This window comes from Ignavibacteriales bacterium, assembly GCA_026390775.1.
In the GTDB taxonomy this organism is placed as follows: Bacteria; Bacteroidota; Ignavibacteria; order Ignavibacteriales; family Melioribacteraceae; genus Fen-1258.
This window is the reverse complement of the sequence record JAPLFF010000003.1, coordinates 582320-601166: the sequence shown is the minus strand read 5'-3', so window position 1 is coordinate 601166 and position 18847 is coordinate 582320. Positions and strand designations below refer to the sequence as shown.

Here is an 18847-nt window from a genome sequence, read left to right as displayed (position 1 = left end):
TCAATTCCCTTTCAAGATTATTCTCTAACTTATGTATAAAAATTATTTTTTTATTTTCAGATGTATCAAAGAATTATCTGCCGCAATTCACGAAAAGCAAATACTTGAAGCTTATACTCAGGAGAAAGACAAACTATTTCTTCATATCCCGTTAAAAGATAAACCTTTATTCCATGTAATCATTTCAACAAATCCTCAGCAGCATTATATAACAACTAAAGATGTGCATCATAAGGCAAAGAAAAACACAATAAGTTTTTTTGAAACCTATTTACCGGCTAAAGTCAACTCGATAAAAATTGCATTGGGCGACCGTATAATTGAATTCACTCTCAACAATTCAAAATTATATGTTGTATTCCGCGGCGGACAAAGCAATATATATCTTATAGACTCTGTGAATAATTTATATCCATTCAAGAAGGTTGATAAAGAAGAAAGAGAAAGATTTCTTAATGAACTGCCGGCTTTGAATTTTACCGATTCGTTTCCTTTAGTTACTTCATTCATAGAAAGTACAGCAGATGATTCTTTAATTCGGAAATTACCTTCCATTGGTAAAGATATTCTAAGAGAAGCAGATTCTCGTAAGAATGATTTTAGAAAGAATCTTTCCGTCGTGTTGTGGGAAATTATTCAAGAAAAGATAGCAGTTTACTATGATGAGGATCTTGGCAAACCAAGTTTTCATCCGGCTTCGTTCATTTCACATCCTATTCCTATAGAGCACTTCTTATTTGATAATTACTTTAGCGCTCTGAACAAATATTTCACACTCTCCTTCTCGGAAACGAAGGTTAAGAATGTGAGAAAAGAAATTGAGAAGTTTCTTACAAAATCCATTGAATCATTAACTGGTAAGTTGAATAACTTAAAAGGACGTGTTGATGCCGGCACTAAGGAAAAAGTTTATCATCAGTACGGCGATCTGTTGATTGCAAATTTAAATTTGCTGCGAAAAGGAATGAAAGAAATTGAATTGGAAGATTATTCCACAGGTGAAAAATATAAAATAAAGCTTGATGAAAAACTCTCACCGAATCAGAATGTTGACCGCTATTATGATAAATCACGCGCAGAAAAGATTGAATATCAGAGATCGAGTGAACTGCTAAATCTAAATGCAAAAGAATATGAACGGTTAATAAAAATAAGAGATAAATTTGAGCGCACGGAAGATCAGGAAGAACTTCTCCAAATAAAAAAAGAATTGAAGATGAAACCACAGTCAGCGCAAACAGACGACAAAAAAGATAAAATGTTATACAGACATTTTTTAATTGACGGCAAGTACCACATTTATGTGGGCAAGGACAGCAAGAACAACGATATGCTTACAACTAAATTTGCAAAGCAGAATGATTTCTGGTTTCATGCGCGTTCTGTTTCCGGTTCGCATGTTGTTCTAAGAGTTGAAAACACAAAAGAAACTGTACCAAAGAATATTTTGCATAAGACGGCTTCCGTAGCCGCATTTTACAGTAAAGCAAAAACTTCCAAACTTGTTCCCGTAACTTATACGCTAAAAAAATATGTAGTAAAAAATGCAAGGCACGAACCCGGACAAGTTACGGTAACTAAAGAAAAAGTTTTGTTAGTCAAACCGGAAATCCCGAATGGTTGTGAGATGGTTACGGATTAATATATCTCGCTTCTCAATGAAATGATTACTTGACCACCCCTTGTGTTCCCCTCCTTAAAAAAAAGAGGGGAAGATATTAAGAAAAAGAATTTAAATTCAGCCGGTGGAAAATACCCGATAGCTGAATGTAATCTTCTTAGATTATAAATCAATATTATTTCAGGACTAAATTGATCGTTCCTAAGTCAGTATTTTGTTTTGCAACAACGATTACATTAGCAATTGTTTTATCGTTATAGAGAGCATTTCCTGAAACAACTTTTACAGTATAAGTTCCCTGAATTACTGCCATTAGTTTAAAAGTTCCCGTGGTTATATCTGCTACTGTACTTACTGTATCTGTTCCGCTTATTGCATAGACAGATGCTTTAGTGATTACTGGGTTTATCGTGCCTGAAATGGTTCCGGAGATTACCATAGGTGCAACTCTAATAACAGGATTCAACTTATACTGTCCGTTTCCGGTAAGTACTATTGAATGTTCAGCATTAAAATCAAGCGTTAATTCGTAAACAAGTCCCTGTTGGATATCAAATTCATGATTTAATTTTATTCCTGTTTGCGCACCACTTGATACATCAAGACTAAATACAGTACCGTTTACTACAATATTACTTCCTGTTCCAAGTATTAATCTTATTTGTGTATAGTGCCCGGCATCAAGTAAGGTATTACCAAGAATAGCACTTGCACCGTTTCTTAAAGTGAGCAAATCATAAGTTGTTGTAACATTGTTTATTACAACCCAACCGCTACTTGAATCAGCGTTTGCTTTATGAACTTCAACTCTGGTAACAACAATATTTATGTGATCAAAGCTAGCAGGGGCATCAACCATTGTAATCCTTATTTGTCCCTGCACGTTTTCAGGCGATGTAGAACAACCGAAAATGAATATAACTATTGCAAAAAAACTTAAAGTGACAACCAAACGAATTAAATTTTCTTTCTTGTGTTTCATTGAAAACTCTCCTTTTTGAACAAACCCAAAATTGCAAAAATAGATTCTTCGCATTTTTAGATTTTCCCTATCTATTTTGTTTTAGCATTCTTCACTAACTACGCAATTAAGATGCCACTAATTTTAACGTAAATTCAATAGAGCAAAGGGATGAAAAAGGGACTACATCTTTTACATAGTGATTGGAAGAGAATTACTTACCACTTAATGAAGTAGTATCTACCGCAGTTTTGAAAGAATCATGAGGTGGTCATTTACCTACTACAATTTTTATTTCTTCTATTAAACCTGAAATTCCGAATGGCTGCGAGATGGTAACGGATTGAGTTTCTTCTCATCTTTTATATTTAACCACACCCCACCAAAATATTGGCATGCATGTTTGAGAACTAAATTGCTTTTAAAAGTGTTATTTAGGTATCAACAGGAGAAATAATATGAAAAAAACGTTTATTGTTTTGCTAATAACACTTACAGCCACAAGTATTAGTTTTTCAAAGACGTATATCATTAACAATTCCGGTACATCATTCTCACCCGGCAGTATTACGATCAATGTTGGTGATACTGTAAAATTTGTTCTTGAATCGATTCATAATGCACGCGAGGTTAGTCAGGCAACTTGGAATGCGAATGGAACAACTTCCAATGGAGGATTTGACCTTCCCAATGGCGGCGGAATAGTTGTGCTTAATCAAGTAGGCATACACTATTATGTTTGTGTACCCCATGCATCTTTTGGGATGAAAGGTACCATAACAGTCAATAATGCTACCGATGTAAAAACTATTAGTGAGATAATCCCAAATAATTTTATCTTGAATCAGAACTATCCAAACCCGTTCAATCCTTCTACTTCAATTACATATTCATTGCCTAACACAGGATATATTACTCTGGAGGTTTTTAATATGATTGGACAAAGAGTTGCAACATTAATAGACGGAATTGAAAATGCCGGTTCACATCAAATTCAGTTTAACGCAAATAAGATAGCCAGCGGAATTTACTTCTACAGAATTCAATTTAACTCTTTAACTTTAACAAAGAGAATGATGTTGATGAAATAATAAATTTTTTAAACAAAACATTATTCCGCTGCAAATTATTTACGGCGGAATTTATTTTTGTATAGACGCATGTATGTCGTCTCTATATTAATTGCCCATCTACAATTTTTATTTCTTCTTCATCTAAACCTGAAATCCCGGTTGGGTGTGAGATGGTGATGGATTAAATTTCTTTTTTGACCTCACCCCTACCCCTCTCCTTTGTAAGGAGAGGGTGGTCTCGATTTATCGGGAACCGGTGAGGTTATTTGTCTCCCTTAAATTTTTCTAATATCTTTTTAACAATAGAATCTCTTCCGAATATTACATCTGTATTCTTGAATCGAATGACAGATATTCTAAGACTGTTCAAATATTCAGTTCTTAATTGGTCATGTTCTTTTTGTTTATCGTTCTCGTGTTGTTCACCATCTAATTCTATTGCTAATCTTTCTTCCGAACAATAAAAATCTAAAATATAATTTCCAACACTATGTTGTCTCCTAAATTTTCGTCCGTCTAATTGGCTATTTTTCAGTTCGTACCAAAGCATTTTTTCTGCTTGTGTGGCATCGTTTCTTAACTGCTTCCTATGTGTGATTAATATTTTTTTGTTGTGTAATCTCGGCATGATGTTTATCCCCTTGTTCTCGACCACCCCTTGTGTTCCCCTCCTTAAAAAAAGGAGGGGAAATTATGCGCTCCCCCTCCTCTGTTGAGGAGGGGGAATTAAAGGGGGTGGTTAGTTAGTTTCTACAATTTTTATTTCAATTTCCGTTTTTTCTTTTCAGTTAACTGAAGATAATTTTCTTTCGAAACAACTTTCTTGCCCGTTTCTTTTTCAAGAGCTTCTCTTGCATCGCCGGCAATTTTACCGCCTTTCTTTGCGGAAGTTCTATTTTCAATAAATCCTTTTGCATCAGCTTCTTTTGTTATTTCTGTTGTTGAAGCTTCGCCGAGCATTGTAAAAATTAATTCGAGATCGTTCATATGATCTCTAAGATTTTCACTTTTACCGGGCAGATTTTTTACTTCTTTATATTCCGAAGGGGTTAAACCAAATGTAGCTTTGCTTATTTCGGAAGTTAAAATAGCAAACTCAATATGTTCTTTTACACCACGCTTCTTCCATTCATCAGTTAATTCATCACGAACTGCAATACCGCGTATTCTTTTTTCAATCCATTCATCGCTGTAACCTTTTGCTCTGTATATTTCTCTAATTCTTTTTGAAGCGAGCTCAGGATTTTCGATTTCTTCCAGACGTTCGTAGCCAACTTTTGCGAGCCATAGTTTGAACGGTTCGGCTTTGGGGGATGGAATTGATTGGATTAACCGCATTAACGTTTCAGTTTCTGCAACATCGGTGAGATATTTTTTACCATCATCTGCTTCTAATTTCAGTTGTCCGATTTTCTCGGACAACTGCTCAAAACCTTCATTAAGTAATTTCTTTTTTAAATCGCTCCAATATTTTCTTGGACGGTTACTTTCTGTTAATACAGTTATAATATCAATTACAGAGAAATACCATTTTTGTTCTTCCACGTTCCAAACGGAACGGATTTTTTTTGATTCGAAGAGTTTTATGTTGCTCATCTAAAGCCCCCTTTTCAACGTTATAAATTCTATGTTAGAGTTTTTCATTTGTAATGTTGTATTTGTTTTGACCACCCCCCGCCAAAATAACGGCGGGCAGGCTTTCGTTCCCCTCCTTAAAAAAAGGAGGGGAAATTAAAGGGGGTGGTCAGTTACCTTCTACAATTTTTATTTCTTCCATCTTACTCTCCCCACTCGCTGTCTAATATTTTTTTAATTTTTTGCTCATCTTCTTTTCCAAGTGAGAAGTGATCCATAGAAAGCATTTTGAGATCATCATTATACTTAAACCACACAAATTCCTTTTGCATTTCGATCTTGGAGATTAGACCATTACCAAAAGATTGATGAGAAATTTCGTGTCCGACTATTCTACATTTTGTAATCTCTTTTTTAACCAAGCTAATAAATGAATAAAGTGAAGTACCCACCGAGGTACCGTACATTTTATTAAAGCTTTGCCTGGTTAATTCTTCATCGGTTCTCAAAGCATATTTAATAGCATCCTTTAATTGTTTGCCAGTGACTTTATTATTCTTTTTGTTACCGCCTTTTCTATTAAAAGAAATCAAAGCATCAGTTACTATGAAATATTCCAGATACTCTTCTTTAGGGTTTTTATCTGAATCCAGATATGGAATTTTCTTCTTCTGTTTTATTATATCCAGAATCATATTGAACAACTGGTTCGTCAATAGTTCTTCTGCCGGTAAATATATTTCTGCTAATGTTTTCATGTTTCTCCTATTCTCCCCACACGTTGGCTATTTTGTCTTTTATTTTTTTATCTAAGATTGAAATTAACTCTTTTTGCTTTCTAAATTTTTATTTCTTTTTCTGTTAAACCTGAAATGCCGACTAGTTGTGTGATGGTTGTGGATTAAGTTTTTTCTCTTCACTTCCAAAGTATTGTTCAGTTTAGGTAATTGATTTTGTTGGATTAATTTATTCAGAATTAGCAGTAATATTTGATGTTACCAAAGCAATGAAACTATAAGGATAATGACTATGACTATGTGATAAATTTGATCCTATGACTAGGACCTTAGAAACATTTAATTCTTCCATTTCTTTTCCAACAATATTATGAACTTGCTTATCACGCTCTTCTTTCGGCATATCCAGATAAAGAAACCAAACAAAAACTTCTTTTCTTTGAGGTGGACCATAAGTTAGTATTACAGCATTATTTAATTTTGGTTTTCCCCAATCTCGAATTACAATTTTACTTTGTTTTTCTACTGCTTCTTGAATTTTTATTTGATCTTCATAATTAACATTTAATAAAGAATAAGCTATTTCTGTCCAACCTGGTTTCTGTGTTTTCTCAAATCTTTCTAAAATGTCATTCCAAAATGGGGTTCTTCTCGAAGTAGGTTTTAGAATTGTATTATCTTTATAATGAAAAAGATAATAATCATCCAACTTTTCAGAATTTCCTTGTAGCATTAGCATTTCTTGATTGAACTCTGTGTCACCAATATTAAAACCAGTTTCTAGATAGAATACTAAAATATCTAACTCATCACCATTGAAAAGGGAATTTTTTTCAAAATCAAATCTTCTTGAAAAATAGTGTATTTTTTCACTTTGTTTTGGTAATAAATCTAATACTATTTCCAGATCATTTAATGACATTGTCGTAGTGAGCGTTTCAATATCGTTAATGAATCCAGATTCTAATAAATCCTTTTTACTACTCGATAAAATTGGAATAAATTCTAAAGTAATACTTAATCGAATAATCTTTCGAATATTATTACAATCAATTTTAATCTCAGTCCCATTTTTATCTTTTAATTTCGTTATCCCAACTTGTACCTCAAGAAATTTTTCAAATCTTTTTGATTGAATCGCTGGTTCTAATATTAATTCATTAAACTCTTGTTCAATTCTTAGAAGCGATCCTCTTTTAGAAGAATCACTGAATTTTCCGGCTTTTGCTTCAATGATAATAAAGACATTATCGATTATTACTAAAACATCATTCTCATAATCTTTCATATCATCAGTACTAAACCAATAAAGATTTTTATGAATTATTGCATCTGGGAAGGAATTAATGAATAATTTTTCAATTGAATCTTCTAGAAAACTTGATTTTTTCTTTCCGATCTTTTTTTTGATTTCTTCATCTTTTGGATAGATTAAGTTTTCTATAAGTTGAAAACTACTATGTTGAAACATATTCGGTATTGTATAGTAATATTCTTTATCATTTATTTTAATAAAAGGTTTTAGCCAAATAGGATTGGCTAAATAAATATGATCTGTGTTGAATTCTTTAAGATCTCCTAATTTATTGGAAAGATGGTCTAGCAATATTATAAAGTTATCTGTTAATCTATCTGCATACTTTTTCTCGAATTTATCGAAATCAATTTTAAATAAATCATTCAACAAAATGTCTGAATGACCAAACAACCAGTATTTAAAATCTTTTCTTGAGGGAAACCGTCTACTAAATTCAAGCAATTCTTCAGCAGTGTTTTTTAAAGGAAAATATTTAATGTATTTTGAAATAATCTCTTTTTTATCATTCATTTTCATTATTTCTTTAAGTTTTCTCCAATGCTCGTTGATCCTTTCCTCAATAGATTCTGTTAGTTCTTTAAAAAAATTTATTAAAACCAGAATATCAATTTTTGTTTTCTGATAAATTTCATTATTCACGAGTGAATAAATTTCTGTTAACATTCTATAAGTAGCTTCAGGATATGCCCAATTCCGAACAATTTCTGTATTTGATCTTATCAATTCAAGAATCATTTTTTTACTCAGTTCCTCTTGAGATAGAGTTCTATCAATGTTTGTAACCTTTAATAACTCTTTATAGCTAGTAAATTTATTGATCAATTCAATAAAAGGATCTACCTTATCAGGGGTCAAGGGTTTAAAATGTTTGTAATCCTCGATCGGAATTGTTAGGAAGAAAGCTTGTAACAATTCCACTTGAAATTGTTCTATCCTAATGATGTTTTTTTTATTAGTTCCAACTGGTTTAGTAAGAAAATAATAAGAGAGTAAGCATAAAGGATGCAGGGGCATGAATTCGAGCAATTGTTCCCTTAGCTCTTGGAATAACTTTGGTAACTCTATTGAAACTTTTTCACCAATTTCCTTCAATATATTATCTTTTTCTTCAACACTTATGTCTTTAAAAGGATTTTCTTGAAAAATATATTCGGGGTGGAAAATATTTTCGCTTCTGTTACTGTACTTACTCCATGTTTTATATTTTCTAGACATCTAAATTTTATAATGAATTTATTTATTTCAAATTTTCTAACACTACCTAGTAGAAGTATTACTAAATAAAGTTAGGAATATTATCTAAGATGTAAGAAGTCGATTCGTTTTGTTTACATCCTTCCCTTCCAACTCTCCATACTTTTATGTACGCCAAGAAGAATCATAAATCTTTGTGTCTAAAATTTATTCTCATTACCAGCGTTTTTTGCAACCTTTTCTTTATATTAAATTAAGATTAATTAGAATTAACGACAAAGTTATTAGTTCAATAAAAAAATTATCTCATGGCAACTTATCAACAAAAATATGATTTCGATTACATCGTAATTGGCAGCGGATTTGGCGGATCGGTTTCTGCTCTTCGTCTTTCTGAAAAAGGTTACAAAGTTTTAGTGATCGAAAAAGGCAAATGGTTTTCTTCAAATGATTTTGCCAAAACAAATTGGAATTTGAAACGCTGGCTTTGGATTCCATTAGTAAAATTTCACGGCATATTCAAAATAACATTCTATCGTCATGTAGGAATTTTATCCGGTGTTGGAGTTGGCGGCGGTTCTCTTGTTTATGCAAACACATTGCCAATTCCCAAGAAAGAATTTTTCAAAACCGGTTCGTGGTCTCATCTTGCCGATTGGGAAAATGAATTAAGAGAATTTTATGAACTAAGTAAAAAAATGATGGGTGTTACAATAAATCCGAGATTGGAAAACGGCGACAAAGCATTAAAGAATTTGGCAAAAGAAATTGGAAAAGAAGATCAGTTTGAACCGACTGATGTAGCAGTATTTTTTGGAGAGCCGGAAAAAACCGTAAGTGACCCCTACTTTAATGGTGAAGGTCCGGATCGCTCAGGCTGTACATTCTGCGGCGCATGTATGATAGGATGCCGGCACAATTCAAAAAACACACTTGATAAAAATTATCTTTACCTAGCTCAGAAAAAAGGAGCTGTTATTCAAGCCGAGTCTGAAGTTTACAATATAATTCCCTTAGAGAATAAAGATGGCGTTAATGGTTATGAAGTTGAATGGAAAAGATCAACAAAATTTTTCAAATCAAAAGGTAAGTTTAGATCCAAAGGAATTGTTTTTGCCGGCGGCGTATTAGGAACGATTCCACTCTTGCTTAAATTGAAAGACACTACCCTACCAAATTTATCCGATATGATCGGTTTTAATGTTCGCACAAATTCAGAAAGTTTAATGGGTGTTGTATCACCTAAAAAAGAAACTGTTTTTTCAGATGGCATTGCTATAGGATCAATTCTTCATACCGATGAACATAGTCATCTTGAACCCGTCCGTTATCCTTCTGGATCAGGTTTTTGGAGATTACAAATTGCACCGCTCGTAATAGGAAGTAATGTTTTTATTCGTTTAGTAAAAGCAATCTGGGAAATTAATAAACACCCCGTCCGTTATTTTAAATTTTATTTTGTTTGGGACTGGGCAAAAAAGACCCAGATACTATTATATATGCGTACCATAAGCGGAACGCTTCGATTTACAAAAGGTTGGTTTAGAATGAAAACTAAATTGGGAGAAGGAACATTGCCAACCGCATTTCTACCCGAAGCAAATAAACTGGTAAAAAAATATGCAAATATTGTTAACGGAACACCGGGGGCGTTGTTATCGGAAATTATATTAGGAATTCCAACAACCGCACATATTCTCGGCGGTGCAACAATGGGAAAAGATAGATCTGAAGGTGTAATTGATAAAGATAATCACGTATTTGGTTATCAGAATTTATATGTGTGCGATGGTTCAATGATTTCTGCAAATCCAGGTGTTAATCCGTCTCTTACTATTCTTGCATTAAGTGAAAGAGCGATGAGAAAAATTGAAAACTCGAATTTAGTCAAACACAGTTGAAAAAATATTATTTGTATTAAAGCACCAAACCAATTCTCAGCTCATCCTCAATTACGATGACAGTCTTTCCTTTTAAGTCCATTGTGGCTCCATTTAGGTTGTTCTAATGATAGTTTCCAAGTAGTTCATTGATAAGGGGGTACAAATTGTACCCCATTTGTTTCCAACTCAAGGGGGGGACAAATTGTCCCCCAGTTGGAATTCAACTGTTCATCACGCTGCCGAAGTCTTTTGACATACTGTTTAATATCTGTGCTGTCCGTTAATGCTTCAACAACATCGGCAACAGAGAAATACCATTTCTGTTCTTCCTCGTTCCAAACGGAACGGATTTTTTTTGATTCAAAAAGTTTTATGTTGCTTATTATTCCTCCCCTTTTATTTTTCTATACTGTTGTATTTGAAAATAAACATTATAAATATTCTTTATTCTGGCACTTCATTGATGGAGTAATTGAAACTTCGTAAATTGAAAACAAGATTTGTGAAAATGTTTTCATTTTTAACTCCATCATTTTCCAATAAGTCTGAATTCTAAATTCAAATACGGTTATAGATTGACAAAACTCAACAAAGAAAAGATCAATAAGATACTCATCATCAATCTTCGCGGAATCGGTGATGTAGTTCTTACAACTATTGTGTTAGATAATCTTAGAAAAGATTTCCCAAATGCTCAGATAGATTATCTTGTCGAAGCGCCATCAGAACTGGGACTACGCGGTTTGAAAGAAATTAACCGGGTTCATCTCTTTGAACGGAATGATTTTTGGAAAAAGGTTTCTCTAATCTTTCAAATTAGAAAAACCAAGTACGACTTAGTTCTTGATTTCTTTACCAATCCCTCGACTGCATTAATAACTTTTCTTAGCGGAGCAGAATACCGAGTAGGATTTCCCTACCGCGGAAGAAAATACGCTTATAATTTATTCGGCTCGGAAGAGCTCGGGAAGAAATTTCATTCTACACAATTTCATCTTGAAACTTTGAGGTTGCTCGGCTTAAACCATTCTTATAAAGAAATTCATTATTTCATTAACTCATCTGCGTTACATACGGCGGAGAAGTATTTTAGTAACAATTTCATAGAAAATGATTTTGTTATCGGGATCTGTCCCACTGGCGGCTGGGCTTCTAAGAAATGTGACCCTGATAAATTTGCCGAGATTGCGAACGTTCTTATAAATAAATTCAATGCAAAAATTTTTATCATTTGGGGGAAATCTGATAAAGAAGATGCGTTCAAGATACATTCACTTCTTGGAGAGAAATCATTTATTGCTCCTGAGACAACAATCCAAGAACTTGCTGCAATGATTGCACGATGTAAAATTTTAATTGCCAATGACAGCGGACCAATGCACATAGCTTCAGCAGTCGGAACGCCGATTTTAGGTTTGTTCGGCCCTACAAATCCTTATAGGCATGGACCATTCGGCGACAAAAATGAATGGATCCGTTTGGATGAATTGGAATGTATTGAATGTAATCTGCTTGTATGTCCGCGTAAGCATGAATGTTTCCGCGATCTACCGGTTGAGAAAGTGTTGAGCAAAGTCGAGTCACTCATATCAAAAAATAATATCGTGATTCCTTCGCATGGATAATTCAAAGTCAATAACAAAAGTTGATTTCTCTTCTATCAAGAAAATTTTGATTGTACGTCTGGGAAAGATCGGCGATCTTGTTGTTACATCTTTTGTGTTTGAAGTCTTAAAGGAAAAATACCCTCATCTGGAAATTCACTTACTTACTCTTACTTCTAACAAAGATGTGTTAAAGTATAATCCAAGATTAACTAAAGTCATCTATACTAAAAAAAATCTTTCTCTTTATCTAAAACTAACCGGGCTTCGCAAAGAATCTTACGATATGATTCTTGATCTCAATGACGGTCCATCCACTACAAGCGCACTGATCTTTAAGTTTTTGTCTGCTCGGATCAAAGCAGGTTATAATTTTTCTAAATATGAACGGTATATCAATTTCAAAATAACACCGATTAAGAATGAAAATTCTCACATCATCGAGCGCATGAATAATTTTCTTTTTCAATTAGGAATTATAGCTGACGAAAAACTTGTAAAGCCTTTTTTTTACTTAGGTTCGAAAGAACTCTCTGAAGTCGAATTTGAGCTTAGCTCTATGGAAAAAAGTAAACATCTTATTGCCGTTAATATTTCTGCCGGTGCAAAGATCCGTTACTGGGATATTGAAAAATGGAATCAACTTTTACATTCCATCAATGATGCGTACAAGAATTGTTTCTTCCTTCTCCTCTCAACAGAAAAAGATCGAATGCTGCAGAGACAACTTGCATTTTCTTTAGGAACTGAAAACTGTATCGAAGGTAAGCTTGCTTCCATTCAACACTTTGCCACTTATATAAAATCTTCAGATATGCTAATTACTCCGGATACTTCTGCAGTGCATATCGCTTCTGCTTTTGGTATTCCTACACTCGCACTTTATCCAAACCCAGAATGGAATTATATCAGCTGGCAGCCATATCGTATTGCTTACCGCTCAATTAAGTCATCTACTGAAAATATAAATGACATCTCTGTTCAAGAAGTTTTTATTAAATTGAAGAGTCTGATAAACGAAATAGGTCTAACTTAAATGCCGAAGAAAGATAAACTAAAACAGATTAAAACGTGTAAAAATTTTAGCGGTTATAAACCTTGCTTCCCCGATCATGATTGTTGGAAAGACGGATGTAAAGAATATAATCCGATGGGAACAAGAATTCTAATTATTAATCTCGATGCTATGGGCGACGTATTAATGACAACTGCCCAGCTTCCAGCTATCAAAAGAAAATATCCGCAATCAACTATTTATTGGATCACTCTTAATAATGCTGTTGGTCTGCTTGAAAATAATCCATTCATAGATAAAGTAATGCCCTACTCTTTTGAAACACTTTCGATTATTCAATCATTAGATTTTGATATTGTGATGAACGTAGATAAATCCTTGCGCTCAGGTTCAATTGCAATGCAGGTGAATGCAAAAAAACGACTTGGATTTGGAATCAATAAACATGGACAGATAATTCCTCTAAATAAAGGCTCTGAGTATAATTACGAACTTGGCATGAATGATAATCTAAAGTTTAAAATGAACAAACGATTAGGGCAGGATTATCTTGCTGAAACATTTAATCTCAGTTACAAACGTGATGATTACGTCTTCAACTTTAGTGAATCTGAGATACAATTCATTAATGAGTACAAGAAGAAAATAAATATTAGTGATATGGATGAAGTTATTGGCTTCAACACCGGCTGTTCCAATCTCTATCCAAATAAAAAAATGACTATTGAACAGCATGTAACTCTAATTGAAAAATTTTTATCGCTTAAACGATTTAAGATAATGCTCCTCGGCGGTCCCGAAGATGAAGAACGCAATAATGAAATTACATCTAATTTCTACGGAAAAATTATTAATACTCCAACTAAAGACGGCGTTCGTAAAGGAGCTTGTTACGAAAGCATTCCACAAGTTATAATTACGGGTGATTCGTTTGGAATGCATCTGGCTATAGCAATGAAAAAATATGTTATCGCATGGTTTGGTTTAAGCTGCTGGACCGAAATTGATTTATATGATCGCGGTATAAAACTAATTCCGGATGGGCTTTTCTGTGCACCTTGCTGGAAAAAAGTTTGCCCCTATAATTTAGAGTGCATTCAAATGATTGATCTTGAAAAAATTGTAAACGAAATGACAAAATATTTTGACAGCAAGAGAAGTGGATAAGTCCAGAATTGATATTATTAAAAAACAGAAATCAATTAACCGCTCACTTATTCTGGACGGTGCCAATGGAAGTTTGCTAAAGCAAGCCACAAAATTCGAAGATAATATTCTTTGGTCATCAATTCTTAACATCACAAATCCGCAAAAAGTAATTGCTCTACACAAAGAGTATATAGTTTCCGGTGCGGATATAATAACTACTAACACTTTTAGAACAAATCCTACTGCGTATAGACATTCGAATATTAATTTATCGAATGAAGAATTCGTCCGTAGAAGTGTTCAACTAGCAACAGATGCGCGCAACGGGAAGGAAATTATTATTGCAGGTTCAAATCCACCGGCGGAAGATTGCTATCAAATCGAGCGGACAATTACAAAGTATGATTTTGAGTACAATCATAAAAAACATATCGAACTTTTATGGGAAAACGGAGTTGATGTTATTTGGAATGAAACTCAGAGTCAATGGGATGAGATTGAGATCATTTCAAAATTTTGTTCATCCAATTCCATTCCTTTCGTATTGAATTTCTTTTTTACTTCTGAATTTAATCTTTTGAGCGGTGAACCTTTAACTGAAGCGATAAATATGGTGGAAGATTATTCACCTGTTAGTATTGGATTCAACTGTATCAAGCCTGAACTATTCTTCAAATATTCGGAGAATAATGTTTTTCCTAAATCATGGGGATTCTATTTGAATTGTGGAGCAGGAAGTGTTGAAGATAAAAATATTTCATGCGGTATCGAACCAAAAGACTATATTAAAGTGATTAAACCCTTTTTGGATTCTAATCCTTTATTCGTCGGAACTTGCTGCGGTTCTAATACGAATCATACAAAAGCAATTAAGGAATATTTCAATGAAGTATATAGAAATTAAAGCGCCGGCGAAAATAAATATCGGTTTGAATATTCTGGAAAAAAGAAAAGATGATTTCCATAATCTTTCCACTCTTTTCTACCCTATTGTTGATCTTTATGATCTATTAACATTTAAAATGTCTGATAAATTCGTTTTTAATTGTAACACAAATACTGTTCCTAACAATGATTCTAATCTTGTTGTAAAAGCAAAGAATCTTTTAGAAAAAATATCCGGAAAGAAAATAAATGTTAAAATAAATTTAGAGAAGAATATTCCGTTTCAAGCCGGACTTGGCGGCGGAAGTTCAGATGCAGCAGCAACTTTGATTTCTCTAAATGAAATGTTCCAACTGGAATTAGATTATAAAAAATTAAATGAATTAGCTTTAGAGCTTGGCTCTGATGTTCCATTTTTTATTAAATCTAAACCGGCTATCGGAACTTCCCGCGGTGAAATATTAGAGTATGTTGATCTTGAAATAACTGAACCAATACTAATTGTTTATCCAAGGATTAATATTTCCACTAAAGAAGCATTCCAAAATATTTCCGCTAACAATTCAAATATTGATTTCCAATCGGTAATACAAAAAGAAAAATTAAACTATGATTTAGTTAGATCGAGAGTTAAAAATGATTTTGAGGAATTTGTTTTTGGAAAATATCCGGAAATTGAAAAGATAAAAATACAGTTATATAAAGACAGGGCTCTATTTGCTTTGATGTCCGGAAGCGGTTCTTCTGTTTATGGTATTTTTAAAGATATTGAATCAGCAAACGTTGCAAAAAATAATTTACCTAACAATTATTTTAACTTTTTAAGTATTCCTAATTGTTAACTTCAAAAATATTGAATGTTACTAATGTGTATGTCTTCTCGTTTATGATCTGAAGAATTCATTAAACACTCACATTTTGTTCAATACTGTAATTAACTATTTCTTCTTTCTTATATTTATCTAATATTTTTGGTATTTCATTTATAGTTATTCTTCCGTAAAAATCATCATTAATACTTATAACCGGTGATATACTGCATGCATTAATGCAAGAAACAATTTCGATTTCAAAATTATTATCTTCGTTTGTTTCACCTGCTCTTTTATTCAATTCGTTTTCAAGTGTTTTAAGAATATTAGCAGAATTTTTAATGTGGCAAATTGTACCGCGGCAAACTCTTATTATATTTTTTCTGAATAGATCACTTACCTCTATGTTTGCTTCTTCATTAATAAAATGTTTGTTCATCTTTTTCTCTTAATTAGTAATCTTCACTTTTCAGAGAGCATATAATATGCCATCAACCCGTTCTAATGATTCATTTTAATAAATGGTTATTTTACCAAGAGAAGTAGTCTCATTTCCTAAGTATGAGAACGATTTTCTTTTGTTTTCGAAATTTAATTATCTAAAATGAATAAGAAAGCCAGAAATAGAATCATTTGTTTCTTTTCTTGATCAAATTTTTCTAATTTATAAATGAATTATTTTAGATTGATAAATGGATACCTCAACAAATATGTTATCGGATAAACAGCGAGCAGCCTGGCTTTCATTAATTGTGGGAGTGGGAATGTTCGCTTCTAAAATCTCTGCTTATCTTTTAACCGGTTCTAGTGCGATTTTCTCAGATGCAGCAGAATCGGTTGTTCATGTTGTGGCTACAACAATGGCTCTTTATAGTATTTATTTAAGCTCAAAGCCAGCAGATGAATCACATCTTTACGGACACGGTAATGTTGAATTTTTCTCAGCCGGAATTGAGGGACTTTTAATTATCATAGCAGCTTTTACAATTATCTATTTTGCTGTAGAGGATTTGATCCATGGCGTAACGACAAAAAGTCTCGACATAGGTACAATAATTATTGCTTTTGCCGGAATAGTCAATCTTTTTTTAGGTCTTTATCTTGTTAAAAAAGGTAAAGCCACAAATTCACTAACACTTATTGCAGATGGAAAACATGTTCTAACCGACTCCTACACAAGTATAGGAGTTGTTATTGGTTTAATATTGGTTTTGGTAACCGGGTTTCTTTTACTGGATCCATTGATTGCAATTCTTGTAGCTCTAAATATTTTAGTTACTGGATATAAATTAATTCGAGAGTCCATTGGCGGATTAATGAATGAAACTGATAAACAAATGCTGGAAGTAATTAGCGAAAAACTAAGAAACATTCGTAAAGATTTTTGGATTGATATTCATCATTTAAGGTTTTGGAAATCCGGAGATATGGTAGTTATTGATTTTCATTTTTTATTACCCTACTACTTTACAATTAAGGAATCACATTTAGAAGAAAATTACATAGAAAAGAAATTGTTAGAAGTATTTCCTAACTGCAGTGTAAGGATACATATGGATTATTGTAACGATAAAGTATGTAAGTTTTGTAATTACCAAAAATGCGATGTAAGGAAAGAAGAAAAGTCTATTGATTATAATTGGAGTACTTCTTTAATGATCGGCGACCCCGTATATATTGCTCACGGAAAAATGCTTGCTAAATCTTAATTTATCTATTAAGCAACTTATTTTTTTTTAGGACTTCTTTTTCCAACTTCTTTTTATAAACGGAAAATCTTTTCGAGATATCTTTATTGGATATAGCAAGAATTTGGATTGCAAGTAAAGCCGCATTCTTAGATCCATCTATTGCCACAGTAGCAACCGGAACTCCGGGAGGCATTTGTACGATCGATAGTAATGAATCCAATCCGTTCATTGATTTACTCATTATCGGTACACCAATTACAGGTTTCACTGTGTAAGAAGCTACAACACCTGCCAAATGTGCCGCTCCGCCCGCACCCGCTATAAAAACTTTAGCACCTCTCTTTTCAGCAGAAGAAATGAATTGAATTGTTTGCTTAGGTGTTCTATGTGCTGATAATACTCTGGTTACATAACTAATATTAAATTCTTTAAGAACTTCCTCAGATTTTTGCATAACCGGATAATCTGAATCACTTCCCATCAATATTGCGACTTGTACTTTATTCATTTTCCTTCCAAAAATATTTTATTTAATTCAAAACCTATTTCAAAGATAATCTCTGATTGTAAAATAATAAATAAAAAAGCGGAATCAGTAAAACTAATTCCGCTTTTTTAGAGTTATCCTAATTTTATTTTCTTGTAATAGAACCAACTCCTGAAACATCAGTTCTGATTTTAGCCGGATCGCCGTAGTAACTAATAGAACCAACTCCAGAAACCGAAGCATCAAGATAATCTTTTGCATAAACATCAGCGCTAGCCGCTCCGCTTACAGAAACTCTAACATCTTTGGCTTTTAATTCTCTTGCATTAATACTTCCCGCACCGGAAAGATCAGCTCTAAACCGATCTACTTCCCCGCTTAGATCTACATTTCCAGCACCGCTTACATCAACTTCGAAATCAGAACCAGCGATTCCGTAAACTGTAATATTGTTTGCACCAGATGCATCAATAGCTCTTAAAGATGGTGTAGTGATTTCAATATAAATTTCTTTACGCGGAGAAATATTTTTCTTAGTATCAATTACTAGAGTATTCCCTTTTACATTAGTCCGGATATAATTAATTAAATTTTCTTCGGCAGTTATTTTTAACGAAGGTGATGGACCTACTTTAATTTTTAATGTAAATGCGCCTCCTGCATCAATCTTATCAAATTCCATAATCGCACGTGACTGATCCTTTACTCGTCCATTTCCTCTAACACCCCAAAAACCGCAGCCGCTTACAATAAATGCAACCAATGAAATTATAAGCGTTATTTTTGTTTTCATACTGCCTCCAAGCTTTGTTGCTTTAGACGGATATAGCTAAAAATAGTTC

17 protein-coding genes are annotated in these 18847 nt (G+C 33.2%); 9 read left to right on the top strand and 8 right to left on the bottom strand.

From position 1 onward, the window contains the following. The first annotated feature begins 31 nt into the window (after nt 1-31). The gene (locus NTZ27_03020; GenBank protein ID MCX6173707.1) at nt 32-1642 is read left to right on the top strand and encodes an NFACT RNA binding domain-containing protein; all 1611 of its coding nucleotides are present in this window, start codon (nt 32-34) and stop codon (nt 1640-1642) included. A 154-nt stretch (nt 1643-1796) separates the two neighbouring features. Here the strand turns inward: NTZ27_03020 and NTZ27_03015 are convergent, their stop codons facing one another. Continuing rightward, nucleotides 1797-2603 (bottom strand): DUF4382 domain-containing protein, encoded by an 807-nt coding sequence (locus NTZ27_03015; GenBank protein MCX6173706.1) that lies wholly within the window; start codon nt 2601-2603, stop codon nt 1797-1799. Nucleotides 2604-3040: 437 nt separating this feature from the next. Here NTZ27_03015 and NTZ27_03010 point away from each other — a divergent pair, with 437 nt between their 5' ends. Continuing rightward, nucleotides 3041-3673, top strand: coding sequence for a T9SS type A sorting domain-containing protein (locus tag NTZ27_03010; protein ID MCX6173705.1), 633 nt, complete (start codon nt 3041-3043; stop codon nt 3671-3673). Nucleotides 3674-3917: 244 nt separating this feature from the next. Here NTZ27_03010 and NTZ27_03005 read toward each other — a convergent pair whose 3' ends face one another. The 4 genes from NTZ27_03005 to NTZ27_02990 all read right to left on the bottom strand — a co-directional run bounded on the left by NTZ27_03005 (nt 3918) and on the right by NTZ27_02990 (nt 8500). Next, complete coding sequence (locus tag NTZ27_03005; protein ID MCX6173704.1) at nt 3918-4283, bottom strand: endonuclease domain-containing protein; 366 nt, start codon at nt 4281-4283, stop codon at nt 3918-3920. Between the two features lie 131 nt (nt 4284-4414). After that, entirely contained in the window at nt 4415-5251 is an 837-nt protein-coding gene (locus NTZ27_03000) for a BRO family protein (protein MCX6173703.1), read from the bottom strand. 182 nt (nt 5252-5433) lie between these two features. After that, nucleotides 5434-5988 (bottom strand): hypothetical protein, encoded by a 555-nt coding sequence (locus NTZ27_02995; protein MCX6173702.1) that lies wholly within the window; start codon nt 5986-5988, stop codon nt 5434-5436. Between the two features lie 208 nt (nt 5989-6196). Then, nucleotides 6197-8500, bottom strand: coding sequence for a hypothetical protein (locus NTZ27_02990; GenBank protein MCX6173701.1), 2304 nt, complete (start codon nt 8498-8500; stop codon nt 6197-6199). 287 nt (nt 8501-8787) lie between these two features. Between NTZ27_02990 and NTZ27_02985 the strand changes: the two genes are divergently transcribed. The 6 genes from NTZ27_02985 to ispE all read left to right on the top strand — a co-directional run bounded on the left by NTZ27_02985 (nt 8788) and on the right by ispE (nt 15857). Next, nucleotides 8788-10380 (top strand): GMC oxidoreductase, encoded by a 1593-nt coding sequence (locus NTZ27_02985; protein ID MCX6173700.1) that lies wholly within the window; start codon nt 8788-8790, stop codon nt 10378-10380. A gap of 557 nt (nt 10381-10937) precedes the next feature. Further along, nucleotides 10938-11987, top strand: a complete 1050-nt coding sequence (locus tag NTZ27_02980; protein ID MCX6173699.1) for a glycosyltransferase family 9 protein — start codon at nt 10938-10940, stop codon at nt 11985-11987. Continuing rightward, nucleotides 11980-13002 (top strand): glycosyltransferase family 9 protein, encoded by a 1023-nt coding sequence (locus tag NTZ27_02975; GenBank protein ID MCX6173698.1) that lies wholly within the window; start codon nt 11980-11982, stop codon nt 13000-13002. The genes NTZ27_02980 and NTZ27_02975 overlap by 8 nt, the downstream gene beginning before the upstream one ends. After that, nucleotides 13003-14148, top strand: a complete 1146-nt coding sequence (locus tag NTZ27_02970) for a lipopolysaccharide heptosyltransferase family protein (protein MCX6173697.1) — start codon at nt 13003-13005, stop codon at nt 14146-14148. Then, the gene (locus NTZ27_02965; protein MCX6173696.1) at nt 14141-15034 is read left to right on the top strand and encodes a homocysteine S-methyltransferase family protein; all 894 of its coding nucleotides are present in this window, start codon (nt 14141-14143) and stop codon (nt 15032-15034) included. Before NTZ27_02970 ends, NTZ27_02965 begins: the two co-directional genes overlap by 8 nt. Continuing rightward, nucleotides 15015-15857, top strand: coding sequence for a 4-(cytidine 5'-diphospho)-2-C-methyl-D-erythritol kinase (gene ispE, locus NTZ27_02960; protein ID MCX6173695.1), 843 nt, complete (start codon nt 15015-15017; stop codon nt 15855-15857). The genes NTZ27_02965 and ispE overlap by 20 nt, the downstream gene beginning before the upstream one ends. Before the next feature lie 61 nt (nt 15858-15918). On the opposite strand, the gene NTZ27_02955 is transcribed toward ispE, so the two are convergent. Further along, entirely contained in the window at nt 15919-16266 is a 348-nt protein-coding gene (locus NTZ27_02955; GenBank protein ID MCX6173694.1) for an NAD(P)H-dependent oxidoreductase subunit E, read from the bottom strand. Between the two features lie 253 nt (nt 16267-16519). On the opposite strand from NTZ27_02955, the gene NTZ27_02950 reads away from it, so the two are divergent. Next, nucleotides 16520-17536, top strand: coding sequence for a cation diffusion facilitator family transporter (locus NTZ27_02950; GenBank protein ID MCX6173693.1), 1017 nt, complete (start codon nt 16520-16522; stop codon nt 17534-17536). 1 nt (nt 17537) lies between these two features. On the opposite strand, the gene purE is transcribed toward NTZ27_02950, so the two are convergent. Beyond that, a complete protein-coding gene (gene purE / locus NTZ27_02945; protein ID MCX6173692.1) occupies nt 17538-18026 on the bottom strand; it encodes a 5-(carboxyamino)imidazole ribonucleotide mutase in 489 nt (162 codons plus the stop codon). Between the two features lie 124 nt (nt 18027-18150). Beyond that, entirely contained in the window at nt 18151-18798 is a 648-nt protein-coding gene (locus tag NTZ27_02940; protein MCX6173691.1) for a DUF2807 domain-containing protein, read from the bottom strand. Nucleotides 18799-18847: the final 49 nt, after the last annotated feature.

Bases quoted from the DNA above. Each gene is read 5' to 3' on its own strand.
- NTZ27_03020 (MCX6173707.1), top strand. From the start codon at position 32: ATGTATAAAAATTATTTTTTTATTTTCAGATGTATCAAAGAATTATCT.
- NTZ27_03015 (MCX6173706.1), bottom strand. From the start codon at position 2,603: ATGAAACACAAGAAAGAAAATTTAATTCGTTTGGTTGTCACTTTAAGT.
- NTZ27_03010 (MCX6173705.1), top strand. From the start codon at position 3,041: ATGAAAAAAACGTTTATTGTTTTGCTAATAACACTTACAGCCACAAGT.
- NTZ27_03005 (MCX6173704.1), bottom strand. From the start codon at position 4,283: ATGCCGAGATTACACAACAAAAAAATATTAATCACACATAGGAAGCAG.
- NTZ27_03000 (MCX6173703.1), bottom strand. From the start codon at position 5,251: ATGAGCAACATAAAACTCTTCGAATCAAAAAAAATCCGTTCCGTTTGG.
- NTZ27_02995 (MCX6173702.1), bottom strand. From the start codon at position 5,988: ATGAAAACATTAGCAGAAATATATTTACCGGCAGAAGAACTATTGACG.
- NTZ27_02990 (MCX6173701.1), bottom strand. From the start codon at position 8,500: ATGTCTAGAAAATATAAAACATGGAGTAAGTACAGTAACAGAAGCGAA.
- NTZ27_02985 (MCX6173700.1), top strand. From the start codon at position 8,788: ATGGCAACTTATCAACAAAAATATGATTTCGATTACATCGTAATTGGC.
- NTZ27_02975 (MCX6173698.1), top strand. From the start codon at position 11,980: ATGGATAATTCAAAGTCAATAACAAAAGTTGATTTCTCTTCTATCAAG.
- NTZ27_02970 (MCX6173697.1), top strand. From the start codon at position 13,003: ATGCCGAAGAAAGATAAACTAAAACAGATTAAAACGTGTAAAAATTTT.
- ispE (MCX6173695.1), top strand. From the start codon at position 15,015: ATGAAGTATATAGAAATTAAAGCGCCGGCGAAAATAAATATCGGTTTG.
- NTZ27_02955 (MCX6173694.1), bottom strand. From the start codon at position 16,266: ATGAACAAACATTTTATTAATGAAGAAGCAAACATAGAGGTAAGTGAT.
- NTZ27_02950 (MCX6173693.1), top strand. From the start codon at position 16,520: ATGGATACCTCAACAAATATGTTATCGGATAAACAGCGAGCAGCCTGG.
- purE (MCX6173692.1), bottom strand. From the start codon at position 18,026: ATGAATAAAGTACAAGTCGCAATATTGATGGGAAGTGATTCAGATTAT.
- NTZ27_02940 (MCX6173691.1), bottom strand. From the start codon at position 18,798: ATGAAAACAAAAATAACGCTTATAATTTCATTGGTTGCATTTATTGTA.